The organism is Bacillus sp. CFBP9009 (assembly GCF_036541465.1).
Taxonomy (GTDB): Bacteria; Bacillota; Bacilli; order Bacillales; family DSM-1321; genus Peribacillus.
In genome coordinates this window covers 21,418-46,250 of sequence record NZ_JAZHFU010000020.1, presented here as the reverse complement: position 1 = coordinate 46,250, position 24,833 = coordinate 21,418, and the positions used below count along the sequence as shown (strand labels likewise).

The following is a 24,833-nucleotide window of genomic DNA, read 5'->3' as shown; positions in this document are numbered from 1 at the left end:
TAGCACGATACCTGATGTAGATTCAATTATTTTCATAATATTTTTACAATTTATATTTATCTCTAAACTTTAGCAAAAGGACTACACCACGAAATGAATTGGCTTCATCCGTTGTATGGACTGCGCCTTACCAGACAAACATATTTAAGATATAGCAGCTGCTTCTTTTTCTTTTAAATCTCTTTTTATCTCAACACAGCGTCCCGGCATTGGGAATAATTTCCCTGCGTTTAAAAGGTTATGAGGATTGAATACTTCTCGAATATCTGTTTGTGCAATAATCTCTTCATCAGAAAAGACGAAACGCATTTCCTCTATTTTTTCAATCCCCACTCCGTGTTCACCTGTAATTGTCCCCCCAACATCAGCACATGCTTTTAAGCAGGCACTACCAGCTGCCAGGGCCTTTTCGCTTTCCCCTGGGATTCTGGCATCGAAAAGAACAAGTGGATGTAAATTCCCATCACCCGCATGGAAAATATTAGCGATTCGCAAACCAAATTCTTCGCTGATTCGACTGATTTTGTTTAATACCTCGGGCAATTTGCTTCGTGGAATGACACCGTCCTGTACTAAATAGTCCGGTGAAATGGCTCCCATGGCACCAAATCCTGTTTTACGATTGGCCCACCATCTACCTCTTTCGAGTTCATCCTGTGCTACCTTCACTTCAAGTACATTTCTGTACTTACACACTTCCAAAATGTGATTAATTTGCTCTTCAATACCTGCTGAGATTCCATCCACTTCAATGAGTAGGACAGCCTCAATATCACTTGGATGACCTACTGGAAAAGCAGCCGCCTCCACTCCCTCAATCGCTGTTTTATCCATCATTTCAAGGGCTGCCGGTACGATTCCTGCTGAAATTATATCAGACACGGCCTGACTTCCGTCCTCCACTTTATCAAAGTAAGCAAGAACAGTTTGTTTCGCTTCGGGGTTTTTCAATATACGAACAGTGATTTTCGTTACAATGCCTAATGTTCCTTCAGAACCTGTCAACAGACCGAGCAAATCATATCCAGGAGAATCAGGAATTCCATTTTCACCGATTTCTATAATTTCGCCGTTAGGCAGTACTACTTCCAGCCCTAGAATGTGATTCGTGGTTACCCCATATTTAAGACAGTGAGCCCCTCCAGCATTCTCTGCGACATTTCCGCCAATTGTACAACAATATTGGCTAGAAGGATCCGGAGCATAGTAATACCCTTTATCAGAGATAGAGTTCGTGAGTTTAAGGTTGATAAAACCAGGCTGTACAACAGCACGCCTATTTTCGAGATCAAGGCTTAATAGCTTCTTCATCCTGACCAGACTAATAATGACTTCTTCATTTAAAGGTATAGCACCGCCGCTTAATCCGGTTCCAGCGCCACGGGCTAGGAACGGCAGTTTATTTTCGGAACAGTATTTAACTAGTTTGGCTACTTCCTGAGTATCTTTTGGAAACACAACCGCTTTAGGTAAGTGTCTATGAAGCGTAAATCCATCGCTATCATAGGCAAGCAGATCCTCTTTGTGAAATAGAATTGAATTGGCATCGCCAACAATAGCCTCTAAATTCTTTATATGCCGATCATTCGATTTTATTTTTTTCCTTGCCATTTACTGTCCCCCCTTTAGATCATCCTCTTTTTGATAAGCCCAATCCAGAAGCTGAATTGTATGGACGACTTTTTGATTTCTACCATACTTCTGTACCCCCATTGCCATCTGAAGCATACATCCTGGGTTACCCATTGAAATCATCTCAACATCGCCTGGAACATTCTTCATTTTGCTTTCTAGCACGGCACCGGCCATTTCTGGATTAGTGATGTTATATATACCTGCACTTCCACAGCAGCGATCAGCGTTTGGCATATGTACCATTTCAACTCCTGGAATACTAACAAGGAGGTCTCTCGGTTCCTGGCGAATTCCTTGACCATGTGCTAAATGGCATGCGTCATGATATGTGATACGAGTGTTCAATTCAGCTTTTGGTATTTCATAGCCTGTTTCATGAATATATTTAGAGATGTCCTCGACCTTCGCGGAAAATTCTTCAGCTTTATCATGCCATTCAGGCTCTTCACGAAACAATTCAGCATATTCCTGAAGCATACAGCCGCATCCTGCTGCGTTAACGATGACTTTATCAGCATCCTTAAACGCTTCGATATTCTGTTTCGCCAGCTTTCTTCCAGTTTCACGGTCACCGGCATGAACATGTAAGGCTCCACAGCAAGTTTGGTTTTGCGGAATTGTCACATCATTTCCGTTTCGTGTTAAAACATTAATCGTGGACTGATTAATATCACTGAACATAACGTCCATCACGCAACCTGTCATAAACGCCACTTCTGCTTTCTTTTCTCCTATTGCCTTGATCACTTTTTCATTTTTGTATTTTTTGCGTACAGGCTCTTTAATTTCAGGCATAATTGCTTCCATCTCAATTAAATGCTGTGGCATGATATTCATTAACCCTGTTTTGCGAACCACTTTCTGCAATCCGCTCTTTTGATAGAACTTTAATAAACTCCCCACTGTATTCATTCGGTTTTGATGTGGGAACATTCCTTCAAGTACTATTCTACTTACTTTCCCTTTCACTCCTGTCAATGGAATCGCCTGTCGAATTTGTCCGCGAGCCTCTTCAATTAATCCTCCGACATCTACATTCGCCGGACAAGCAGTGGTACATGCACGACAGTCAAGACAAGCAAAAACAGGATCCATGAATTGCTCGTTCACCTCAAGCTTTCCTTCTGCTACTGATTTGATAAGATGAACACGCCCACGGGGAGAATGCTGTTCCTGGCCTGTCAGCTCATATGTTGGGCACGATTCCAAACACATACCACAATGTACGCAATCTGCCCATTTGTTTTCATCAGGCTTATCGCTCCATAGATAGTTGCTTAAGCTATTAGATGTACAAGATGGATCTTGCTTTATATCCACTTCTCTCAGACTCACTATTAAATCCCCCCCACGAATCTTTTATTATTAAGTACTCTATTCGGATCGATCTTTGTTTTAATTCCTTCTAACAAGAAGAAATGTGATGGTTTTTCACCCCATACATCAATTTGCTGACGGAGCGTTAAAGGCAGATGCTTCACAATCACATAACCACCCAATGCTTCGACGGATTTTCTGAGCTTTAATATTACCTGTGTTAGGTCTTCGTCGTCAGTTCCCTTTAGGTTAACCTGGCATATTCCATGACCTAGTCCACCATGTGCTTCTACTGTAAGAGTACTAGAGTGATGTAAAATGTGGCTTTCTTTAATGACCTTCAAAACATCTAGGTTAACAACGCCTATTTTCAATGCCGCTTCTATCTGATTTCCACTAGCAAGTGTTGCCCCATTTGGAGAAACCGAATAAAATTTGTCCCAAAAAGCTTGTGCCTCATTTTGTGAAAGCACTGTCATTTTTGCGTTGGAAGGTTGGATGTTCTTTACAAAATCCTCCTGGTAATGAACAGAGCTCTCCACATCTTCAAATGAAATTGCTAAGGTATAAACGTTTTGACCCGTTAACCTTTCCGATAAAGCTGGATTTAGCAGTTCCAAAGCGATTGGTTCCATCACTGAATCCAACAACTTAACAACTAGTGACCGAACTTCTTCGAGATTTCCATCGGGAAACACTAACAGTCCAAGGCTTTCGTACTTTGGCATTGGTCTAAGCTTCAAAGTCACTTCAGATAAAATACCAAGTGTACCCATCGATCCTATAAAAAGTTTGTTCATATCGTACCCAGCCACATTCTTTACTACATTTCCCCCAGCTCTTATGATACTGCCATCCGGGTAAACCAAGCGAAGTCCTATTACCACATCTCTGGAAGAACCATAACCCAATCTTTTAGGACCGCTTTCATTTGAAGCGATGATTCCACCAATTGTCGCATCTTCAGGCCATACAGGGTCCAGCGAAACCTTCTGATTATGTTGTGCCAAATATTCTTGCAATTCTTTAAATGAAGTACCTGCTTTAACCGTTAATGTCATATCTCCTACAGTATGTTTGACAATTCCTTTATATTTCGATAATGAGAGTAAGATATCAGCTGTTTCAATCAATCCTCCAAAACCTCTCTTGGTTCCGCCTCCTACCACCGTTATTTTTTTCCCTTTTTCGTTTGCATACTTTAAAATACTTGCTATTTCTCCCTCTGTTTTCGGGTAAACCGATACCTGACCACCATTCCCAAGTGGATGGCTTTGGTTTTCCCCCTCAACTATTTGCACTTCAGGTAAAAATGACTTTAAATCTGATAGAAGATCTGCTACGATCAATACCCACGCCTCCTTTTTGTTTCGTAATAACAAACATCGTTTCTATATTGTTGCAAAAAAACATTTTAAACTTCATACCTTTTGTAAAATATTGTTTTGCAAAAGTTCTTCAACATACTGTAAGTGGTTAATCATCGACTGATTAGCTTTTATAGGGTGCCCCATCTTTATTGATTCATAGATTTTATCATGTTGTTCATCAATCGTTTTTACGATGCTCTCATTCTCTTGAATATACCTGTGAAAATCAATCATTGCCTTCTTCATAGTGGTTGAAATGGTTTGCACTAATTGAATCAAGCTTTTGTTTCCTGTCGCATTAGCAATCGCCATATGAAAGTGGTAGTCCGCTTCCCAGCCATTGATGCAAAGGTTTGAAAGGATTTCTTCCATACGTACCAAATCTTGTACCGACCGATTGGAAGCAGCCATTTCCGCAATACCGGTCTCCAATATTTTCCTGACTTGAAATAATTCACTTATGTCTTCACAGCTGGGGATTAACATATGGTTGGTAAACAATTTTGTGGAATCAAATTCGCAAATGTATGTACCTTCCCCTTGTTTTACGTAAACAGTACCTTTTCCTTTAAGTGTAGTGATTGCATCTCGGACAGCGGAACGTCCAACACCGAATAAATCACATAATTCCCTAACGGAAGGTAGCTTTTCACCTGACTGGAATTTTCCAGACTCAATCATCTTCTCTATTTCTTCTTCGACTGTTTCCGACACTTTCTTGGTGAATATTTTCCCCACATTTACACACCACCCTCTACCCTTTCAGACATCACATATCTGACAAGTTATATTCTTACATTTATTAAAACACTTTCCAATATATATTTCAACAAAAAATTTAGAATTTAACAAATAATCAAAAAATTATTTATTATAGATTATTGTAGACATACACCTTTTTTTAAGTTTATTTCTAATTCCAGAGATTTATTTGGAGAAGGTTTTTGAAAAAGAACGCCATGCGATTAATTTGTGGAAATCAGATGTATTTGGAGAGTATATATAGAAGAAACTCGTCATATATAGAGAAGTTTTTGCTGAATTTTGGGATCAATTGAATGGCGCTCTCTTAAAAGATCCATTTCGAAAATGGTTTAAGGATTGAAGATATGAAAAATTGTCCAGATAAAAAAAAGATATTTTTCCTCATATCTGTATGTACAAAACAAAATAGGATTTCTATTATGTCATTTTTTAATATATACTCACTAAGGAATTTGAGCCATGGTAATTTTATCAATGAAAAACTTCTTGAACATCTAATAACCAGTTAATAAAATGAATGTAATGTTAAATTCAAAAAAAATAATAAATTCTGCCATAAATATGGTCCAATATAAAAAGGATTGCCAGTGGCAACCCTTTTTTCTCAATATTAGTATTCTCACCCATATTTGCTTGAAAATAAGGAGGGAATGTTTCAGTCCTTTTGACTTATTTAAACAGAAGCTTCTTTTTTAACATTTAGCAATTTAAAGAATTCTTTCATAAAACCTGGGAGATCTGGCCAAGCATGCCCTGACACGATATTGCCATCAACATGAAGCATTTCTTCCACGTATGTAGCTCCTGCAGCTTCTATTTCGGGTCTACATGCCGTATAAGCTGTCATCTCCCTGCCCTTTATATATTCTCTTATCGTTGTTAATACCAGTTGTCCGTGACAGATAACTCCAAGTGGTTTATTTTCTTTTAAAAAATGGGCAGTTATATCTTGTACTTTTTTATTCATACGAATATATTCAGGAGCACGGCCCCCAGGAATAATAAGTGCGTCATAATCAGTAGGTTCAATCTCATCAACCGAGGCATGAGATTCAATTTTATATCCCCATTTTTCTGTAAACGTTTCCATTTCAGGCAAAAAATCATGAACAACTGTCTGGAGACTTTTTTTCACAGGTGAGGCAATTGTGCAATTAATATTTTCTTCGATACATCTATAATATGGATAAAATACTTCCAATGCCTCTACAGCGTCACCAGTTATAATAAGAACGTTTTTACTCATTTTTCATCACATTCCTTTTCTGAAATTTTTTTAAAATTCATAAGCATCCTTAAAATTATATTTTCGTCAATGTACTTTCATCAGCGGAAGGCAAATTATATCGAGCCTCTAATAAACCGCGACAATAATGAGCATTAAACTCCATATTCATTCGTGACCCTTTAGCACTTCGCAGATAATCAGCAAACCCTTCTTCAGTTATCTCTTTATCTTCAGGAGTGGTTATGGCTAATTGATTTAAGTAATTCGACGTTTTTTTCTTTTCCAGGTATTTTTCCCTAAGTAACTTCCCTTCTACAGATAAAGGCAGTTCATATAGCTCTTGGATAGATAAATTGAGGATTTCTTTCTTTGACATCCCATTTTGAAGTAAATATCTTATAAGTTTCTCTTGCCTTGCATAGAAAGCTTTTATCTGGAAAGTCTTACGTAATTCATCAAGATCTCCATCAGATAAACTACTAAAGGATTCGCTAAAGGATTTACCTGAAGTTGCACCTTGGTTGATTTCATCCGAAGCACAGTGATCTAATAAAGTTACTTTAACTTCATTTACCCAGTCTAATTCAGCCACATACTTCAGTATATCTTCGGCCATGATATATGCGAAGTTAGGTGAACACCAGTAAGTTGGTAATCGAAAAACTACTTCGACATCGTTTTCTTTTATTACCGTGTGATCGATAAATCCTAATTCAGTTAAAGGCTGGTCTAATTCTGGATCATAAACTTTATCAAGCATGCTATAAACCTGTTTTTCTTTGTTCATAAAGTTCGATGCACCTCTCTTTTTCAATGATTGATACAAAACTTTAACACGACTCAACTGGTCTATTGATTGAGATTAAACCATTATATGTGAAGCTAGTTCGCACTTTTGTAACTTCGCTTTTTGAGCCTCGATATCAATATTATAGAGTCTGGCTGCATTACCGCCTAAAATTTTCTTTTTTACATTCAAATCAAAAGTTACGCCTGTTTCCTGTTGGATATCTTCAGGAAGCTCAAAATCAACGAATTTTTCGATAAGCCATTTTGGTTCCCATATTCCATAATCACTCCCGAAAAGGATGCGATCCTCATCCAGCCAGTACAATAACTCACTTATGATTTCTGCAAAATAACGAGGACGTTGATGGATAAGTGATATGGCTACAGCTAATCCCCCGTATACATTTTTCTCTTGTGTTGCAATCCAACAAAAATCTTCCAGTCTAGGCAACCCAACATGCTCTACGATAAAATTCAGTTCTGGAAAAGTACTTGCAGCATCATCAACGTCAGCTACATCAAAAGCGTCGCGATTAAGCGGTGTGACCGTTGGACCTTTATGGATATGAATATTTTTTATTCCCAGATCAAGGCATTTTTGCAGATAACGCTGAGACCACGGATCAGACAGCTTATACCCTTTAGAATCGCCATACCAATCAGCTGTATAAAGTTTTATACCTTGCCAACCGTATTTCAATTTCATCGCTACTAGATTTTCTAACCCGCGCTCACCATGTCGAGGATCAAGCGTCCCATTACATATAAAACGATTTGGATATTTTTTTGAAAGGGCATCATTCACATCAAAATCTCCAAACCCGTTTTTGTAAAACTCCTTAAGATATACCGGTTGAAAAATAGCCATATCAGCATATCCTTTTACAATGACATCCTGTACCAACGTTTCAGAGCCATATTTCTCGAATTTTTCCCTTGGCCAAAAATATTCTTCAGGACTCAAGTTCTTATGATAATCATAGAAACAACTAATAAACTGTTCACCATGTATGTTTAGCTGGTTTTCCTTGCTTCCATCCCAAATTGCCACATGAGAATCAATAACAAAAATTTCTTCCCCGCTTTTCGTTTTATACAACATTATCACCCCTTCAAGTTTTGCCTTTCTCTTTACTTCATTGCAAATACTGTGCCAAAACTTCCTTCTTTACTATCAAAAATTATTAAATGTTTCTTTAATACAAGCAAGAGTACCTCTATTCCGATATTTATCAGGTTCTAAATAATTGGAAATTTGGAATGATAACTATAGATTTAAATAAAAATATTGAAAGTTCTGTATTTTTATTCTAATGATATATGGTGCATAAAGCGACACTGTATCTAAAAGTGACAATCGTAATTAAGCAAAGTGCGACACACCTAACTTATAAGTTTGATTAAGAATAGTAGATTATATTTGAGAGTGGGAAAGCATAGTGGAGACTAACAAGATTGATAATTTAGATAATTGGTATATAATATGTGTAACTATATTACCAACGTGATGGAGAACTTTTTATTATCAATCACTTAAAAATATTGTAAGCGTTTACTGAAAGGTCAGGGTGATTTCAGAAACATGGCACGTACTTACATTAAAAGGAAGGTACCGGTATGAAGAACCCATATATTTCGTTGGATATTTCCTCTTCACCGAAGACCGAAAAAGATAGAATCGAAAGAGCCTGGGAGAATTTTATATCAGGCCAAAATTTAGTATCTGAAGTGAGATCCTTAACTTATCAATCTTGGGAGCGCTCTATTCGTCATGGAGTACACCCCACCAAAGGGAGAGCCCCACTGGTTCTGTCACAAGATGAAATACAAGAATATCAAACAACCCACACGTTCTTTTCTATTTCAGAATCCCTTCTACCAAAACTTAAAGAATCAGCAATAGATTCAGGTCACTTAATTGTGATTTGTAATCATAAAGGAGAATTATTATATCTAGATGGAGATGCCTCTCTCAAAAGGAAAGCCGAAAATATGAATTTTACAGCAGGGACTTCATGGTCAGAGAGCTATGTAGGGACAAATGCTATGGGCACTTCTTTGGCTACAGGAGTCCCCATGCAAGTCTTCGCGGGAGAACATTTTTGCCAACCTGTTCACAATTGGGTATGCTCAGCCTCGCCGATTAAAGATCCTGCAACACAAAAGGTTCTTGGAGCGGTCAACTTAACGGGTATTTGGGACGTGGTACATCCCCTCTCTCTATCCGCTGTTGTTTCTATCACTCAAACAATCGAAGAAAAGCTCCAAAGCCAGCTCAAATTTGAGCACTTTTTGCTACTTGAACATTATATTGAAACAACTCGTAAAACCCCCAGTAAAATAGTGGCTGTGCTCGATCGTGGACATCAAGTCATCAAAGCCTCCACCCAATGGTATGACAAAGGTTGGATTGATTACAATAACCGACTAATAATTTCGTTATCAGATTGCAGTGGCACAGAAGGCATGAAAGACGGCTGGATTTTTGAGTCAGTCCCTTTCTATCATCAAGGATTCCCTATTGGTTTTATGATACATGCGATTTCAAAAGTCAAACCTTTGAATAAAACGAGATTTAGTACAAAGTACTCCTTCATAAATATGATTGGGAAATCTCCAGAATTCCAATCTGTTATCGATGAGGCGCATACAATGGCCAATCTGGATTTACCCGTTTTAATTGAGGGAGAGAGCGGTACTGGCAAAGAGTTATTCGCCCAATCCATACACGCTTATAGCCATCGATCTGAAGCTGCTTTTGTAGCTGTTAATTGCGGGGCAATTCCAAAAGAACTCGCAGCAAGCGAATTATTCGGTTATGAGGAAGGCACTTTTACAGGAAGTATAAAAGGTGGCCGTGCCGGAAAATTCCAACAGGCTGAAGGAGGAACAATTTTTTTAGATGAAGTTGGCGAGATGCCACTAGATATCCAGACCATGTTTTTGCGCGTGCTTGAAGAAGGAGAAATTGTGCGAATGGGTGGAAGAGAACCGATAAAATTAAATGTACGGGTAATTGCGGCAACAAATTGTAATTTAAAAAAAGCCTGCGAGGAAGGCACTTTTCGTAAAGACCTTTACTACAGGCTTAATATCCTTTCCTTGCAAGTCCCCCCACTGCGCGAAAGAACAGGGGATGTCCCCTTACTATTAAATCATTTTTTGACAAAAACCTGTGAAGAAATTAGGAGACCACCACTTAAAATAGGCGACCAAGACTTGTTTGTCTTAGAGCAGTATGAATGGCCTGGGAATGTACGTGAATTAAGGAATTTTGCCTACAAAGTGGCCATAAAGGCAACTGGCAATATAATCACAAACAGTGATTTCCCAAAAGAAATCGGACTATCTAAAAGGATAATAAATTATTCAGCGACAGATCATTCACATCAAAAATTGAATAATAAAGAACAGCCATTAATACTTACTAATCCATCCTCATCCCACGAAGAATCAGTGAATTATCCAACCTCTTTAAAGCAGCAAGAATTGCATATGATTCTTATGGTACTTAATGAGGCAAATGGCAATGTTACAGCGGCTGCTAAAAAACTTGGCATTCATAGAAGCACAGTTTATAGAAAGCTCGGGCGGAATACTAAAAATGAAGGTTTATCTAATAACAATGGATAATGAAAAACCTGGATGTCCTTTCTTGATTTCATTGTGTTTATTGGGAAAATTATAAGTTCTGCCGTTTTTAATTCCTTATTTCACAAAGGATCTGATAATAAAAAAAAAATCAGTATAGTTAACACTATTTCTTAAAGGGAAAAAAGTATATATATTTTCTGAAGTAAATGATGAACTGTAGACCACTTCAAAGAGCACCATGATACTGAACTGCACCCCAATTGTTAGACAACATCGAACAATTGGAGGTGCAGTTTTTTTGACTAAATATACGATAGATTAAAAATCAAATGCAGTTTTAGAGTACTTAGAAGGGGAAAAATCGTATAAATCCGTTGCTCAAGAAAGAAATGTAGGTTTTATCCCCTCTGAAAAGATGGGTCGCTATCTAAAAAATGGGATGGAAGGACTTGTTTCATCCTATACAAATTACACTCTGCCCTTTAAACTAGAGGTACTAAAATATATGAACGAATATGGTACATCGATCAACGAGACCGGTGTACACTATAACCTACATTCCGATTCTACACTTTTGAACTGGGCAAATCAGTTTAAGGAAGGAGGTATAGACGCCCTTAAACCAAAGAAAAAGGGGCGTCTATCCATGAAAAAAGATACTAAGAAAAAATCACCAGCTAATGGTTCTCAAGAAGCACTTATTGCTGAATTAGAATACTTATGTGCGGAGAATGCCTATCTAAAAAAGTTGAATGCCTTAGTTCAAGAAAAGGAAGCCTGAAAAAGCGCGAAAGTAGTCCATGAACTAAGGAAACAATTTGATTTAAGTCTGCTTCTATCCATTTCTAAAATGGCACGGAGTACGTACTATTATTGGGTAAACGCCATCGGGCGTGAGGATAAATACACAGAAATTAAATCCCTTATCAAAGAGATTTTCCATACGCATAAAGGGCATAATGGGTATCGGCTTATTACCCTAGAATTACGTAACCGAGGTGCTCACATCAATCATAAAATAGTTCTCCGATTGATTAATAAACTAGGATTGAAGTCATTGGTTCGAATGAAGAAATACCGTTCGTACAAAGGGAAAATCGGCAAGGTTGCGCCCAACATTCTAGCACGTGATTTCAAGGCGGCAAAGTCCAATGAAAAATGGGTGACAGACGTCACGGAATTCCATCTAGCTGGGGAAAAACTATACTTATCGACTATTCTTGACCTGTTTAATGGAGAAATCATCGCCTATAATATCGAATCTCGGCCTGTTTATCCTCGTTTCCAAAATGCTGGATAAAGCCTTTGATCGCTTGGAATCGAAAGATTCACCCATTCTCCATATTAAAACCTATTGCCTCCCAGCTTTTCACTTTCTGCTGCTGCTTCTTTTAATGCTTCTTCACCACGGCCACAAATTACAACATTGGTTGGTGCCTTCCTTGGCAAACGCGACGGCCTTTGCTTTTCGAATACCTTTACTGCCGCCTGTCACGAGTGCCGTTTTATCTTTTAATCCCAGGTTCACTTTAGATCCAATCCTTTCTATGGGCGTCTATTGTTGATTACATATTAACAATAACTTCTAGTCATAAATAAATAAACTATGGCTGATTTTCTGCTCTAATACTCAATAAAGGAGGGAAACCACTAAGATGGTTTCCCTTTAAAATGTACCGTCTTGTTTAGTATAAGGTATATTCTTATACTTGCTGAGCAAGGACATTTATCATCACGATTCCCATTTTTTGTTGAACAATTCAAGGAAGCAGAGATGGAATGAGATAAGTGAACTCCTTATACAATAGGAAGCCAGCCAGGGATGCCAGTATAGTACTCCCACATTTTACTAGAAATAGCCAGTTCTTTTTGATCTTTTTTAGAAAATGTTGTACGGATTTTGTCTTCTTCACCGGCTTGTACTTTTGTACCCACTGAGGTTCCATTATCAATTCCCTCCCTAAAGCGATTAAAGGTACACCTATTCCAAATGCTTTCATCACTTCATCGGGTGTCCGCAGCATCCCAACACCCATCACAGGAACACGATCGCCGACACGCTCATGGATCATAACAACTCGGGATGTCTGATTGTTATCATCATGGATTGATCCGTTCCAAAAGCCGCCGACAGAAATATGGAGATAATCCAGGTCCTGGTCTGCTAACTTGTCCACTAATTGCAACGTTTCTTCTATGGTGATGCCAGTTTTGACCTATTTTAGCTGAGTAATTTCTGCCAATATTTCATAGGAATGGAGGCGGGCCTTATGATCGTAAACCTGGGCGATTGCCATAATTTCATCGGCTTGACTTTCATCCAGAACCTTTTCCAGCTTTTCTTTTACGATTTGAGGACTGCCGACAATCGAAGTTCCTAATTGATTCTCAAGGGCAGCTATTTCATAGTCGCTCGCTATATCATTAATATTATCCACTGGCGGCTGCAATGGGACTTCCTTCCCGCGCATCAAATTCAAGAACTGCTGCTGCAATGTTGTAGCGAGCCGCTCAGCTTCTTGATCTGTATCGGCCGCAATGATGTTTAGCCCTACCATTGCATGCGGCTTGTCCAGTACTTTAGAAGGCTTAAACGAACGGCGGTACAGCTGGATAGCCGGCAGTGTGTTATGCGGCGAGAAATGGCTCGCAAATGCAAACGGCAGTCCAAGCTCTCCTGCCAGCTGGGCACTGTATCCGCTCGAACCTAACAGCCAAATAGGTATGTTTAATCCCTCACCCGGAATTGCTTTAACATGACTATATCCTTGTGCCAGGGAAGGGTCAAAGTAATTCCGGAGCTCAGCCAGCTGCTCAGGGAAATCTTCTCCTGAACTTCTCAAGTCACGTCTTAATGCACGTGCGGTAAGCTGATCAGTGCCTGGTGCACGGCCCAAGCCAAGATCAATACGTCCTGGATATAATGATTCCAGAGTACCAAATTGCTCAGCAATAACAAGAGGTGCATGATTCGGCAGCATAATGCCGCCTGAACCTACCCGGATTTTTGATGTACCTGCTGCAACATGGGAAATGACTACCGATGTTGCAGAGCTGGCGATAAATGGCATATTATGATGCTCAGCGAGCCAATATCGGTTATACCCCAGCTTTTCAGCGAGCCGGGCCAGCTCCAAAGTATTGCGAAAAGAATCAGCCGGCGTCCTTCCATCTGCAATTGGAGAGAGATCCAGGACCGAGAATGGAATATCCGTAATTTGTTTTGTATCATTTTCAGGCATATGCTCATCTTCTTTCTTTAAAAATTTCGTTTCAAACCTATAAAAGAATTTACAGGTTGTTTTCTTTGTCTTCTTTTACTGCTTCAATCTAAATCACATTAATTTAACTGATTTAATATCTGCAGAAAATACATCCTTTATTAGACTAGACAATGTTTAATTTACTGCAGCCTGAGCCAAAATTTCATAAGAGCGCAGCCGTGCCTTATGATCAAAAATCTCTGTATGAGCCATAATTTCATCAGCGTCAGTCTTTTCTATTAACTCATGGAGCTGCTGCTTCACACCTGCAGGGTCCCCGATGATGGAAGTGAAAAGCTGTTCTTCAACCGCCCTGCGTTCATTATCGTTCCAAAGCTTGACCATATTATCAACAGGTGGCAAAATGGGCGAAGGCTGTCCGCGGGTTAACAAAAGAAATTTTTGATACATCGAAGTGGCAATCCTTTGTGCCTCCTGTTTCTCATCAGCAGCCACCACTTGAACGGCTAACAGTACATAAGGCTCCTCCAAAAATTGAGACGGACGAAAATAATCCCGGTACAGTTTTATGGCCTCCATCATGTTACCTGGAGCAAAATGTCCCGCGAAAGAGAATGGTAACCCAAGCATTCCAGACAATTGTGCACTATAAAACCCTGAACCTAACAGCCCAAATTGGCACATTTTTTTTTCGCCGGGAATGGCGTGAATGCTAAATGAACCATTCTTAGTGGCTGTTCCTGTACCATAAAGATATGCGATAAGCTCCTCAAGCCGGGCATCAAATTCAGGTTCACCAGCAACCCTATGCCGCAATACATTTGCTGAATATTGGTCGGTGCCAGGTGCCCGCCCCAATCCAAGGTCGATTCGGCCAGGGAAGAAGGTTTCTAATGTTCCCAATTGCTCAGCCACGGAAAGAGGAGAATAATGGGAATGCAGCATTGCACCTGATCCAATACGCATTTTTTCCGTGACAGAGGCTACTCGTCCAATTACGATCGGGGATGCTGAACTCGCCATTCCTGCCCAATTATGATGTTCAGCATGCCAAACCGTTTATATCCCCACTGCTCTGTTTTCTTTGCTAGATCAAGCGTGTTTTGAAGGGAAAGTCGGCTGATCCTCCCTCGACAATTGGGGAGGGATCTAGCACTGAAAGTTCTATTTTCTTTGTCATAATTCTTCCTCCTTTTATACAATTAAATTTTTTAAAGCTGGCCTGTACCTCTATGGGTTGGAAAGTAGGGTAAAACAAATTCTCCAAGTTCCTGGATTACTTCCTCTGGAGGGCGCTTGGAAAAATACAGAACAAACGCCAAATGGTTGACACCAATCGCTTGAAATTGATGAAGTAGATCAACTAAACGGTTTCTTCCTACGGAATAGCCTAAGGGTATGGGGACAGGCATTTCATCGGGATTTTCCAATAAATTGATGAACAAGCTTTGAGAGAAGGGTTTAAAATCTCCTGGAGCATGAACTTCAGTTAAAGCACGATAATCCTGGATAAGCTGCGCCTGTTGAATAATGCTTCTTGGGTATTGAAGCCACCCATCCCCATTCCTTGCTATCCAATTGATAGACTGATTGCTAAATCCAGTCACCATGGTCGGAATCGAAGATACAGGCTTTGGGATTAACCTCATATCTGTACCATCGATAAATCCGGCGTGGCTGTGGATTGTCGGCTGATCCTCTTTTAACAGCCGGTCGAGAATTTCGAAATTTTCTTTAAATAACGGACCGCTTTCTTGCTTAGATATCCCTAAAGCTGTAAAGTCTTTTTCCCTGTCCCCTGATGCCACTCCCATAATCAATCGACCTGGAAACAATTGATCGATTGATGCAGCTTCCTTGGCTACCCTGACGGGGTGGCGCAAAGGTAGAACTACACTTCCTGTCACTAACGCAATGTGCTTCGTATAGGCAGCAAGATACGTCAAATAAATCCATAAATCGAACTTTTGGCCGTTATCATCAATATTCAAATCCTGCATCGTAATATCACGTAGCCATAATGAAGCAAAGCCATATTCCTCAATTTTACGGGCAAGCTCCAGCTGATTCTCCATAATCGGATTTTTAGACATCCTGGCAGTCGGGAGGATAAATCCGAGTGTCATTTTGTCTTTCTGGTACATGCTGTTATAGGCACGATGATTTTGAAAACTCACTCTTGGTCCTCCTTAAAAGGTTATATTTTTAAGCCTATATACTTTTCAAACTGTTTAATGGTTTCCTCATTCCGTCGATAATAAGTCCATTGTCCGATTCGTTTCATTTCCACCAGACCGCTTTGCAATAGGATAGATAAATACTGGGAGGTAGTGGACTGTGATAGTCCTACTTTGCTGCGAATATCACTAACACAAACCCCGCCATCAAAGCCTTTTTCTTTGATGACATGGGCCTGCGGGGAAAAGTTATTATCAGGTTCTTTCAACATTTGCAGAATATTTACTCTTATTTGATTTGACAGAGCCTTGAAAATTTCAACTGCCTGTTCGTCATTTATCATATTTGATTCCCGATTCAAAGGTGCCCGCCCCTTTCTGAACTTATTAAAATCTATTTTGCTTGGAATGCGTATAAACTAATCGAACAAAAGGAAATTGATAATTTGCGATATCTCTATATTATTTTCCTTTATACCCAAAATCAAATTTTATGCTTTAGACAGGGCTAGGAAACGGCTTTAAAGGAACTACACAAATTAGCTTAGAGAACAGGTGGCAAAGAGAGAAGGATTATTTTGGTTATTTAACAGGTTTACACCTAATTGTTGAATGGAAAGATTCCCATTTTTTAAAGTTACTAGAAGAAATCGAAAAGTTTGGAGTTAAATTTATCCAGTAGAAGATAATACTATAGAAAAATGGAAACATCCTAATCGAATTATTTTAGGGTTTGGGCATCAAAAAATGAAGAAATAATAGAAGGCGTAAAAAGCATACTTAATGACAAGTTGGAAAACAGGTAATATTCCACATGTCATAAAGTATGATTTTTTATTTTGAAACATTTCATATTGTTGATATACTTTTTGAAATAGATTAATAGTTTTTGGAGGGTGTGGCTATTTTTGAAATTGGGGTACGTTCGTGTTTCAGCTAAGGATCAAAATCCAGAACGACACTTAAGAAATTTCGTGAACTTAGAATTGAAGAACGTTATATCTTCATTGATAAACAAAGTGGAAAAGAATTCAATCGTCCGAGTATCAGGCGATGCTCCTAATCATTCGCGAAGGGGATTTGATCTTGATGCACTAGATCGATTAGGTCGGGATTATGATGGTATTATTTTAGAGTGGAAGTATATTACACGAAAGTTAAACGCAGATATTGTGGTATTAGAGAATGAGACGCTTTTTGATAGCCGGAAATTCCGGGGAATGGGTGATCTTGGGAAGTTAATGGAGGACCAATTTTTAAGTCTACTTTCTTATGTCGCTGAGCAAGAACGTAAAAAAAATAGACAACGGCAGGCTGAAGGAATTGAAGTAGCAAAGAATAAGGGAGTGAAATTCGGGCGACGTAAGTACGAGATCAATGCTGATTTCATTCGGGTGTATGATGAGTGGAAATCTGGATTAATTACTGCGACAGAAGGAATGAAGCGTCTTGATTTAAACCCAAATACCTTTTATCGACGTGTAAAGAAGTATGAAAATCAAAGAAAGGGGCAAATACCTTGCGAGGAAAAGAACTTCTTACAACAGACCAACGATTAGAATGGATGGTAACTCCCAATGGTGAAAGAGAACTTGCTACTTACTACACCTTCTCGCAACATGATTTGGAAATCATTCATTGTCATCGACGGGACTACAACCGATTAGTCTTTGCCGTCCAATTAGCACTACTCCGTTATGCGAGAATAATTCGAAAAGGATATTAAATTTCCCCGATAAAAAAACTGTATGGAATAAATTCTACACAGTTTTTTTGAAATTCCTATTAGATTGTCAGCAACTCCAACAATATTCCCTCTTTAAAATGAATTTTCAAATAATATCCAATGGCATTTTCCTAGTAGGTTTAGGAAATACTTGATCAATTCTACTGAGATCTTCTTCAGTAAACTCAATTGTTGCTGCTTCAGCATTTGCTAAAACATGTTCATCTTGAACCGCTTTTGGAATAGAGATGACGTTATTCGAACGGATGGTCCAAGCAAGAGCGATTTGTAATGGTTGGACATTGTATTTGTCAGCAATATCATGAATAGCTGGATCGTTTAAAAGCTGTCTTATTAAAGAGCCTCCTTGAGCAAGGGGACTGTAGGCCATGATTGGCATGTTATGTTCACGCTGCCATGGTAAGAGATCGAAGTCGATTCCTCTTGAACCTAAATGGTATAGCACTTGGTTCGTTACACAATTTTTCCCATTTGTGGTATTCCATAGCTCTTCCATATTAACCGTGTCAAAATTAGAGACGCCCCATCTTAAAATTTTCCCTTCTTCACGTAGTTTTTCCATTCCTTCAATTGTTTCCTCTAAAGGAACACGTCCTCTCCAGTGGAGGAGATATAAGTCCAAGTGGTCTGTTCCGAGTCGTTTTAAGCTGTTTTCACATGCTTTTGAAATCATATCTAAACCTGCATGATGGGGATACACTTTTGAGACTAAAAAGACTTCATTTCTGCGTCCTTTAATGGCTTCGCCAACTAAGCGTTCAGAATCGCCATTTCCGTACATTTCAGCAGTGTCAATAAGTGTCATGCCTAATTCTACGCCGAGCTGCAAGGCTTTTATTTCTTTGTCTCTCACTTGGGGATTTTCCCCCATGTACCATGTTCCTTGTCCTAAACTAGGTAAAGAAGTGCCGTCAGATAGGGATACCACGTGTTTGGCTAATGCATTTTTAATTTCCGCTCTTTTCTTTTCATCCATTAGGCTCGACCCTTTCTTTTATGTATTTGGGTATCATAGAAGTAGAATGTTAACGTCTCTTCGTATACTACGCATATATTTAGAATTTCCGTAACCAACAAAGCCATTCTTTATTGCATGATATGGCCATTTCTGCTTCCGTCTGTGCAAAAAAAACAAAGAAAGTGAGGATGGTCTGTAAGTGTCTGACACTTTGAGTCAACCTCACCACTTCTATTCTAAATCAATTTATCAATCGACTTTGATATCAATGGATTAGATCAGATGAGCTCCTCCATCGATAAGAACCGATGTGCCAGTTGTAAACCCATTTTTCGCTAGGTAAACATAGGTTTCAGCTATATCTTTAGGTTGAGCAACACGTCCAACAGGTAATTGCTTAGCGATCCCATGGTACATAATTTGTCTTTCATCTTCTGGCATTCCGCCGTAAAGAGGAGTGTCAACGATACCAGGTGATACCACGTTTACTCTGATAGGTGCCAGGTCTACTGAAAGTCCTCGTACTAATCCATCGAGTGCTGAATTAATGGAAGCTAGAGTCGTTGCACCTTGAGGAGGACGCACACCATATACACCAGAAGTTAATGTAATAGAACTTTCATTATTCAAGTATGGAAGAGCAGCACGAACCGAAATATACTGCCCCCAGAACTTACTATCAAAAGCCTCTCTTACTGTTGCAACAGGCAGTTCGCTAAAGTGACCCATTGCGCCTTCACCTGCAGTAACCACTAGGTGATCAAATTTTCCAACCTTCTTGAAAAAGCCAGCAACCTTTTCCTCGCTGCGAAAGTCGATTTCATAGCCCTCTACGTTACCACCAAGCTTCACTTTTGCGTCAGATAATTTTGAAGCGGAACGGCTAGCAATAATGACTTGAGCGGAATCATCGATAAACGCCTTAGCAGCGGCTAAACCAATACCAGATGTACCTCCTAAAACAACCACTCTTTTTCCTTTTAATGACAACGAAATTCCTCCTTTATTCATACGTTTGTTTAACCAACTTGCGGATTCTGATTAAAGAATCCGCAAGTTAGATATATTTAAGTTTATACATCACCATTGTTATTTAGCTAAAAGTTTCAGTGATTCACGATTGAATGCTGGAATATCTTTTGGTTCTCGACTTGTTACAATATTTTTGCTGATGACAACTTCTTCGTCTTTATAATTTGCACCAGCATTTTTCAAATCGTTGCGAATGGATTTATAGCCAGTGATGTCGACACCTTTTAAAAGGTCTGTATCGATTAACACTTGTGGTCCATGACAAATGGCAAAAACAGGTTTTTCGTCTTGGATAAATGCTTTTGCAAATTCCCCAAAACGATTGTCTTCACGCAATAAATCGGGAGAGAATCCACCAGGGATAAGCAACGCATCAAAGTCTGCAGGATGAACTTCATCAATGGATTTATCAATTTTTACGGTTGTGCCTTTTTTACCAGTTACTTCGTTACCTGATTGTTTGTCAATCGTTATAACTTCATGACCAGCTTCTTTAAAGGCTTGTACTGGTTCAGTGTACTCCACATCTTCAAATAGGTTTGTTATAAGCGTAGCGATTTTTTTGCTCATGTTCATTAACCTCCTTAAAATCATAGAACAGAAGTAAAAATATTCATTTCCGTACCATGTTCTGATTATCTTCATTAGAACTTGATTTTATCTCCGTTGTAAGCAGCAATATAGATTTTTTTCATATGCTCCACCGATACTTCTCGTGGATTGGATGGAGTACAAGGATCCTCAAAAGCTCCTGCTGCCATCTGGTTCAGGTGTTTTTCAAATTCTGCTTCTCCCACACCAAATTCCTTTACTGTTAATGGCATTTTTTCATCATCTCACCTGAAAATATGTATTATTCTTGATTCCTTACTATAAAACAGTTCAGCTAAAATCCTTTACAACACAGGAATATTATTTACCTTTTTCCAGAATGTACTCCTTTATTTCCTTTATGAACTGGATCATTGCAAATAAAAAGACCACAAGTCTTGACTTATTAAAAGTCTACTTGTGGTTTTTAATCCCCTCTTTTTAGAATGATTGCTATTTAATAGGTGCACTTTTATTGGCAGGAGTATCCATCACATTCTCCATATAGTTTTTACCCCATTCATACATGGAATCGAGTATTGGCATTAAGCTTTTTCCTTGTTCGGTCAATGAATATTCTACTTTTGGCGGAACAACAGGATAGACTTTTCGTTCAACAATGAGGTCTTCTTCTAGCTCGCGTAATTGGTTAACAAGCATTCGTTGGGTAATGCCCGGCATAAGAGCCTTCAGCTCACCAAATCGCTTCGTTCCCTCTTTTCCTAAATGCCACAAAATCAGCATTTTCCATTTACCGCCAATAACATAAAGCGTTAATTCTTTTTCACAGTTAAACATTTTTTCCTGCATACGTGACATTTGTTTCACCTCCACTTCTATATAGAATAACACATAGTATACTTTTTAACACTATGTAACAATAAAGTGCGTACTTTCACACTTTTAATATACACATTATACTAACACTGTACCATTGTTAACAAGAGCATTGGTTACGGTTGCCAGGAGAAATGAAAGTGAACAATGGGCATTATTACACTGTGCAACAAGCTTAAAAAATTATGAGGAGTGAAACATAGATGGAATTACAATTAGCATTAGATTTAGTCAACATTCCAGAAGCAATCGAATTGGTAAAAGAAGTAGAGGAGCATATTGATATCGTAGAAATCGGAACACCGGTTGTGATCAACGAAGGTCTCCATGCTGTAAAGGCAGTAAAAGAAGCATTCCCTAACTTAAAAGTATTAGCAGACCTGAAAATTATGGATGCTGCTGGATATGAAGTGATGAAAGCTTCCGAAGCAGGTGCTGATATCATCACGATTCTTGGAACGGCTGAAGATATGTCGATTAAAGGTGCTGTAGAAGAAGCGAAAAAACAGGGTAAAAAAATCCTTGTCGATATGATTGCGGTAAAAGACCTTGCTGGACGTGCTAAAGAAGTGGATACTATGGGCGTGGATTATATTTGTGTTCACACGGGCTACGATCTTCAAGCAGTCGGAAAAAATTCTTTTGAAGATCTACAAACCATCAAAAGTGTGGTTAAAAATGCTAAAACGGCCATCGCAGGCGGCATTAAATTAGAAACACTTCCAGAAGTCATAAAAGTAAATCCGGACCTTGTCATTGTAGGCGGCGGGATTACTGGACAAGCTGATAAAAAAGCTGCTGCTGCCAAAATGCAACAAATGATTAAAGAACAAACGGTTACAGCAGGTTAATTCTAAGATGCAGACGACTCAATATGTAGCAGAAATCTTAAAAGAGCTTAATCATTCAGCTGACTTAATCGCAGATGAAGAAGCTGAAAAACTCGTCAACGGGATACTTGAATCGAAAAAGGTTTTTGTCGCCGGTGCAGGCAGATCAGGATTCATGGCCAAATCCTTCGCCATGCGGATGATGCATATGGGAATTGATTCTTATGTAATCGGTGAAACTGTAACTCCCAACTTTGAAAAAGAGGATATCTTAATCATCGGATCCGGATCCGGGGAAACGAAAAGCTTAGTCTCCATGGCTGAAAAAGCAAAAAGCATTGGTGGTAAAATTGCAACTGTCACGATATTCCCTGATTCCACTATTGGACAGTTTGCAGATATCACCATTAAATTGCCTGGATCCCCGAAAGACCAATCAGAGGGCGATTATAAAACCATCCAACCAATGGGCTCACTATTTGAGCAGACCCTTTTACTTTTTTATGATGCCGTCATCTTGAGATTCATGGAGAAAAAGGGATTAGATACCAATAAGATGTATGGCAGACATGCCAATCTTGAATAAAACATAGTCCTAAGAATGTAATAACCAAAAGACCGCAGACATACTAAAGAAACTTTGCGGTCTTTTGGTTAGTCTTTAAAACATTATTTTGTTATTATTAACAATTATTCTAAAATTTTTTAAAAAGGAATGATAGCATGATTTCATTAAAAGGAAAAACTGCTTTAATTACTGGGGCAGGCAGAGGAATCGGGCGTGCTACTGCGATTGCTTTAGCAAAAGAAGGAGTTCATTTAGGATTGATTGGATTAACGATGTCAAATCTTGAAAAGGTAACCGCGGAACTAGAGCAATATGATGTGAACGTTTCAGCAGCAACTGCAGATGTAGCCGATCTTGAAGCAGTTCATCATGCTGTTGAACACATCAAATCAGACCTAGGTTCTATTGATATTTTAATAAACAATGCAGGTATAGCTAAATTTGGCGGTTTTCTTGATTTAACTCCTGAAGAATGGGAAAAGATCATCCGAGTAAACTTGATGGGTGTATATAATGTAACAAGAGCCGTTTTACCTGATATGATTGAAAGAAAATCAGGAGATATTGTGAATATCTCCTCAACTGCGGGCCAAAAAGGAGCACCTGTTACAAGTGCTTATAGCGCTTCTAAATTTGCTGTTTTAGGACTAACGGAATCACTCATGCTAGAGGTAAGAAAGCATAATATCCGTGTAACGGCATTAACACCAAGTACAGTTGCAACTGATTTGGCCATTGAAACCAATCTTATCAGTGGAAATCCTGAAAATGTTATGCAATCAGAGGATTTAGCAGAGCTGCTTGTAGCCGGGTTAAAGCTTCATCCAAGAGTCCTAGTAAAGACTTCAGGATTATGGTCAACTAATCCTTAATTTGAGAAGCGATCGACTCTTCTTGTCTATATTGGATAAGAAGCAGGAACCTAGTTGTAAAGTGTACCCTTTGTAAAGGACATTTTAAAAAAAGGTATTAGGCAGCCTGAAGAAGTTGATCTCTGTATTGTGGAGTGCCCCCTGTCAAATAGACAGAAATAAAAAAGACTAATTAAGCAACCTGAGTTCTATATTGATATGGACTCAGGTTGTTTAATTTTTTCTGGAAGCGATGATGATGGTTATAGAATCGAATATACATACTTACAGCACCTCGAACCTCTTCAGAGGTACCGAAGGAGTTCATATAGAAACACTCCGATTTAAAGTGGCTGAAGAAATTCTCAGTACAAGCGTTATCCCAGCAGTTTCCCTTTCTTGACATACTGGATTGCATTTTATATTTTTTCAAATAGGTTATTGTATTGGTGGGAAGTGTATTGGTACCCCGGGTCGCAATGCAGAAGAATTCCTTTAACATTCTGTTTTTTCTTTGCTTTTTTTATTGTTATCTATTACAAGTTTTGTTTTAAGTCGTTTCTCCGGCTGACTTGATAAGAAATGATTTCATTGTTATAGAGGTCTTTTATGGCGGATAGGAAAAGTTTCTGTCTATTAAAAATCAAATATGTAATGTCAGTTACCCATTTCTCATTAGATCTGGATGCATGAAAATCCCTATTAAGAAGGTTTTTAGAAATGACATATGCTTCTTTATGATTAGTAATATTTTTCAAATCTCCTTCAATTGTGGTAGCAACTTCCAATCTGGCATTTGTAAAGTGTCTAAGTAAACGGATGCCACCGAAAGCTATAATTACGATGGAAATGTTCCTTAACGTATGTTTTCCGCATTTTGTTGGTAGGACCCCTTCTTCAGGTTTTTCAACTTCGGCAAAACCTAAAATATTATTTAAAAATTTTCTTGCAGTGTCCTCACTACCTTTAGGAGCAGCGAGCTGAATATGGTCAACTCTTTAACAAGTTGGTTAATCCAATCTAGAAACGAATGAAATCCTGCTTTCGTATTTTCAAAGAAACACGTTTTACCCAGTTCCAATCCTCTAAAATCCTGTGCTCTCGCGACATGATTGTGCTTGGCTAGGATTTACTCCGACAATTAGGGTTTCAGAAGTCATTTGAGTGGTTTTATGATTTTGGTTATTATTCATTGTAGACCTCCAAATAGATGTGTTTTGTCCTTTTTTAGCTGGCCAGCTTAGGAAACATTCATCTTATCAAGAGGTCTTTTTTCGTTCAAACCTCATTTTCAGTTATTACAGGAATGCTGACCCTTTA

Annotated in this window: 23 protein-coding genes and 5 pseudogenes; 8 read left to right on the top strand and 20 right to left on the bottom strand. The window is 38.8% G+C overall.

Going from position 1 to position 24,833, the window contains the following annotated elements; all coding sequences use genetic code 11:
* Window positions 1-144 precede the first annotated feature (144 nt).
* The 7 genes from V3595_RS25580 to V3595_RS25550 form a co-directional block, all read right to left on the bottom strand.
* Entirely contained in the window at window positions 145-1,611 is a 1,467-nt protein-coding gene (locus tag V3595_RS25580; protein WP_485910474.1) for an FAD-linked oxidase C-terminal domain-containing protein, read from the bottom strand.
* The gene (locus V3595_RS25575) at window positions 1,612-2,970 is read right to left on the bottom strand and encodes a (Fe-S)-binding protein (protein ID WP_485910472.1); all 1,359 of its coding nucleotides are present in this window, start codon (window positions 2,968-2,970) and stop codon (window positions 1,612-1,614) included. It lies immediately after the preceding gene.
* Between the two features lie 2 nt (window positions 2,971-2,972).
* Entirely contained in the window at window positions 2,973-4,301 is a 1,329-nt protein-coding gene (locus tag V3595_RS25570) for an FAD-binding oxidoreductase (RefSeq protein ID WP_485910470.1), read from the bottom strand.
* Window positions 4,302-4,373: 72 nt separating this feature from the next.
* Entirely contained in the window at window positions 4,374-5,060 is a 687-nt protein-coding gene (locus V3595_RS25565) for a FadR/GntR family transcriptional regulator (protein ID WP_485910469.1), read from the bottom strand.
* Between the two features lie 700 nt (window positions 5,061-5,760).
* Window positions 5,761-6,333 carry a DJ-1/PfpI family protein gene (locus V3595_RS25560; RefSeq protein ID WP_056519773.1) on the bottom strand — a complete coding sequence of 191 codons (573 nt, stop codon included), beginning with the start codon at window positions 6,331-6,333 and terminating at the stop codon, window positions 5,761-5,763.
* A 55-nt stretch (window positions 6,334-6,388) separates the two neighbouring features.
* Window positions 6,389-7,102, bottom strand: a complete 714-nt coding sequence (locus tag V3595_RS25555) for an iron-sulfur cluster assembly protein (protein ID WP_485910467.1) — start codon at window positions 7,100-7,102, stop codon at window positions 6,389-6,391.
* 75 nt (window positions 7,103-7,177) lie between these two features.
* Entirely contained in the window at window positions 7,178-8,203 is a 1,026-nt protein-coding gene (locus V3595_RS25550) for an amidohydrolase family protein (RefSeq protein WP_485910465.1), read from the bottom strand.
* A 518-nt stretch (window positions 8,204-8,721) separates the two neighbouring features.
* Here V3595_RS25550 and V3595_RS25545 point away from each other — a divergent pair.
* The 3 genes and pseudogenes from V3595_RS25545 to V3595_RS25535 form a co-directional block, all read left to right on the top strand.
* On the top strand, window positions 8,722-10,737 hold the full coding sequence (locus tag V3595_RS25545; RefSeq protein WP_485910463.1) for a sigma-54-dependent Fis family transcriptional regulator: 2,016 nt from the start codon (window positions 8,722-8,724) through the stop codon (window positions 10,735-10,737).
* A gap of 400 nt (window positions 10,738-11,137) precedes the next feature.
* A complete protein-coding gene (locus tag V3595_RS25540; RefSeq protein WP_485910461.1) occupies window positions 11,138-11,479 on the top strand; it encodes a helix-turn-helix domain-containing protein in 342 nt (113 codons plus the stop codon).
* Window positions 11,480-11,497: 18 nt separating this feature from the next.
* Window positions 11,498-11,998, top strand: a pseudogene (locus tag V3595_RS25535) (IS3 family transposase); the annotation flags it as partial.
* 460 nt (window positions 11,999-12,458) lie between these two features.
* Here the strand turns inward: V3595_RS25535 and V3595_RS25530 are convergent.
* From V3595_RS25530 to V3595_RS25510, 5 genes and pseudogenes are all read right to left on the bottom strand, one after another.
* Window positions 12,459-12,875: a hypothetical protein gene (locus V3595_RS25530; RefSeq protein ID WP_485910459.1), complete on the bottom strand. Its 417-nt coding sequence runs from the start codon at window positions 12,873-12,875 to the stop codon at window positions 12,459-12,461.
* Window positions 12,876-12,914: 39 nt separating this feature from the next.
* A complete protein-coding gene (locus tag V3595_RS25525) occupies window positions 12,915-13,940 on the bottom strand; it encodes an LLM class flavin-dependent oxidoreductase (protein ID WP_040375767.1) in 1,026 nt (341 codons plus the stop codon).
* Between the two features lie 156 nt (window positions 13,941-14,096).
* Window positions 14,097-15,102 (bottom strand): annotated as a pseudogene (locus V3595_RS25520) (LLM class flavin-dependent oxidoreductase).
* Between the two features lie 31 nt (window positions 15,103-15,133).
* Window positions 15,134-16,099 (bottom strand): TIGR03571 family LLM class oxidoreductase, encoded by a 966-nt coding sequence (locus V3595_RS25515; protein WP_485910457.1) that lies wholly within the window; start codon window positions 16,097-16,099, stop codon window positions 15,134-15,136.
* Between the two features lie 20 nt (window positions 16,100-16,119).
* Complete coding sequence (locus V3595_RS25510; protein ID WP_048678279.1) at window positions 16,120-16,443, bottom strand: ArsR/SmtB family transcription factor; 324 nt, start codon at window positions 16,441-16,443, stop codon at window positions 16,120-16,122.
* A 564-nt stretch (window positions 16,444-17,007) separates the two neighbouring features.
* On the opposite strand from V3595_RS25510, the gene V3595_RS25505 reads away from it, so the two are divergent.
* Window positions 17,008-17,658, top strand: a complete 651-nt coding sequence (locus tag V3595_RS25505) for a recombinase family protein (protein ID WP_485910454.1) — start codon at window positions 17,008-17,010, stop codon at window positions 17,656-17,658.
* A 5-nt stretch (window positions 17,659-17,663) separates the two neighbouring features.
* Window positions 17,664-17,798, top strand: a pseudogene (locus tag V3595_RS25500) (DUF4158 domain-containing protein); the annotation flags it as partial.
* 133 nt (window positions 17,799-17,931) lie between these two features.
* Here V3595_RS25500 and V3595_RS25495 read toward each other — a convergent pair.
* The 5 genes from V3595_RS25495 to V3595_RS25475 form a co-directional block, all read right to left on the bottom strand.
* Window positions 17,932-18,822, bottom strand: a complete 891-nt coding sequence (locus tag V3595_RS25495) for an aldo/keto reductase (protein WP_377373675.1) — start codon at window positions 18,820-18,822, stop codon at window positions 17,932-17,934.
* Between the two features lie 255 nt (window positions 18,823-19,077).
* Window positions 19,078-19,794 (bottom strand): SDR family oxidoreductase, encoded by a 717-nt coding sequence (locus V3595_RS25490; RefSeq protein WP_485910452.1) that lies wholly within the window; start codon window positions 19,792-19,794, stop codon window positions 19,078-19,080.
* Between the two features lie 99 nt (window positions 19,795-19,893).
* A complete protein-coding gene (locus V3595_RS25485) occupies window positions 19,894-20,406 on the bottom strand; it encodes a type 1 glutamine amidotransferase domain-containing protein (RefSeq protein ID WP_485910450.1) in 513 nt (170 codons plus the stop codon).
* A 74-nt stretch (window positions 20,407-20,480) separates the two neighbouring features.
* Complete coding sequence (locus V3595_RS25480; RefSeq protein ID WP_485910448.1) at window positions 20,481-20,660, bottom strand: hypothetical protein; 180 nt, start codon at window positions 20,658-20,660, stop codon at window positions 20,481-20,483.
* 220 nt (window positions 20,661-20,880) lie between these two features.
* A complete protein-coding gene (locus V3595_RS25475) occupies window positions 20,881-21,246 on the bottom strand; it encodes a winged helix-turn-helix transcriptional regulator (protein ID WP_063593816.1) in 366 nt (121 codons plus the stop codon).
* A gap of 221 nt (window positions 21,247-21,467) precedes the next feature.
* On the opposite strand from V3595_RS25475, the gene hxlA reads away from it, so the two are divergent.
* From hxlA to V3595_RS25460, 3 genes are all read left to right on the top strand, one after another.
* Entirely contained in the window at window positions 21,468-22,115 is a 648-nt protein-coding gene (gene hxlA / locus V3595_RS25470; protein ID WP_048686234.1) for a 3-hexulose-6-phosphate synthase, read from the top strand.
* A 7-nt stretch (window positions 22,116-22,122) separates the two neighbouring features.
* Window positions 22,123-22,680: a 6-phospho-3-hexuloisomerase gene (hxlB, locus tag V3595_RS25465; protein WP_485910445.1), complete on the top strand. Its 558-nt coding sequence runs from the start codon at window positions 22,123-22,125 to the stop codon at window positions 22,678-22,680.
* Window positions 22,681-22,817: 137 nt separating this feature from the next.
* Window positions 22,818-23,534, top strand: a complete 717-nt coding sequence (locus V3595_RS25460; protein WP_056519724.1) for a 3-ketoacyl-ACP reductase — start codon at window positions 22,818-22,820, stop codon at window positions 23,532-23,534.
* Between the two features lie 172 nt (window positions 23,535-23,706).
* Here V3595_RS25460 and V3595_RS25455 read toward each other — a convergent pair whose 3' ends face one another.
* The 3 genes and pseudogenes from V3595_RS25455 to V3595_RS25445 all read right to left on the bottom strand — a co-directional run.
* Complete coding sequence (locus tag V3595_RS25455; RefSeq protein WP_485910498.1) at window positions 23,707-23,931, bottom strand: IS3 family transposase; 225 nt, start codon at window positions 23,929-23,931, stop codon at window positions 23,707-23,709.
* Between the two features lie 475 nt (window positions 23,932-24,406).
* Window positions 24,407-24,499: pseudogene (locus V3595_RS25450) on the bottom strand (VOC family protein); the annotation flags it as partial.
* 8 nt (window positions 24,500-24,507) lie between these two features.
* Window positions 24,508-24,706 (bottom strand): annotated as a pseudogene (locus V3595_RS25445) (IS110 family transposase); the annotation flags it as partial.
* Between the last annotated feature and the right edge of the window lie 127 nt (window positions 24,707-24,833).

What these genes read in the sequence shown, in the direction of transcription:
- V3595_RS25580 (WP_485910474.1), bottom strand. Translation starts at nt 1,611, where the DNA reads ATGGCAAGGAAAAAAATAAAATCGAATGATCGGCATATAAAGAATTTA.
- V3595_RS25560 (WP_056519773.1), bottom strand. Translation starts at nt 6,333, where the DNA reads ATGAGTAAAAACGTTCTTATTATAACTGGTGACGCTGTAGAGGCATTG.
- V3595_RS25555 (WP_485910467.1), bottom strand. Translation starts at nt 7,102, where the DNA reads ATGAACAAAGAAAAACAGGTTTATAGCATGCTTGATAAAGTTTATGAT.
- V3595_RS25545 (WP_485910463.1), top strand. Translation starts at nt 8,722, where the DNA reads ATGAAGAACCCATATATTTCGTTGGATATTTCCTCTTCACCGAAGACC.
- V3595_RS25540 (WP_485910461.1), top strand. Translation starts at nt 11,138, where the DNA reads ATGGAAGGACTTGTTTCATCCTATACAAATTACACTCTGCCCTTTAAA.
- V3595_RS25525 (WP_040375767.1), bottom strand. Translation starts at nt 13,940, where the DNA reads ATGCCTGAAAATGATACAAAACAAATTACGGATATTCCATTCTCGGTC.
- V3595_RS25510 (WP_048678279.1), bottom strand. Translation starts at nt 16,443, where the DNA reads ATGATAAATGACGAACAGGCAGTTGAAATTTTCAAGGCTCTGTCAAAT.
- V3595_RS25495 (WP_377373675.1), bottom strand. Translation starts at nt 18,822, where the DNA reads ATGGATGAAAAGAAAAGAGCGGAAATTAAAAATGCATTAGCCAAACAC.
- V3595_RS25485 (WP_485910450.1), bottom strand. Translation starts at nt 20,406, where the DNA reads ATGAGCAAAAAAATCGCTACGCTTATAACAAACCTATTTGAAGATGTG.
- V3595_RS25480 (WP_485910448.1), bottom strand. Translation starts at nt 20,660, where the DNA reads ATGCCATTAACAGTAAAGGAATTTGGTGTGGGAGAAGCAGAATTTGAA.
- V3595_RS25475 (WP_063593816.1), bottom strand. Translation starts at nt 21,246, where the DNA reads ATGTCACGTATGCAGGAAAAAATGTTTAACTGTGAAAAAGAATTAACG.
- hxlA (WP_048686234.1), top strand. Translation starts at nt 21,468, where the DNA reads ATGGAATTACAATTAGCATTAGATTTAGTCAACATTCCAGAAGCAATC.
- hxlB (WP_485910445.1), top strand. Translation starts at nt 22,123, where the DNA reads ATGCAGACGACTCAATATGTAGCAGAAATCTTAAAAGAGCTTAATCAT.
- V3595_RS25460 (WP_056519724.1), top strand. Translation starts at nt 22,818, where the DNA reads ATGATTTCATTAAAAGGAAAAACTGCTTTAATTACTGGGGCAGGCAGA.
- V3595_RS25455 (WP_485910498.1), bottom strand. Translation starts at nt 23,931, where the DNA reads ATGCAATCCAGTATGTCAAGAAAGGGAAACTGCTGGGATAACGCTTGT.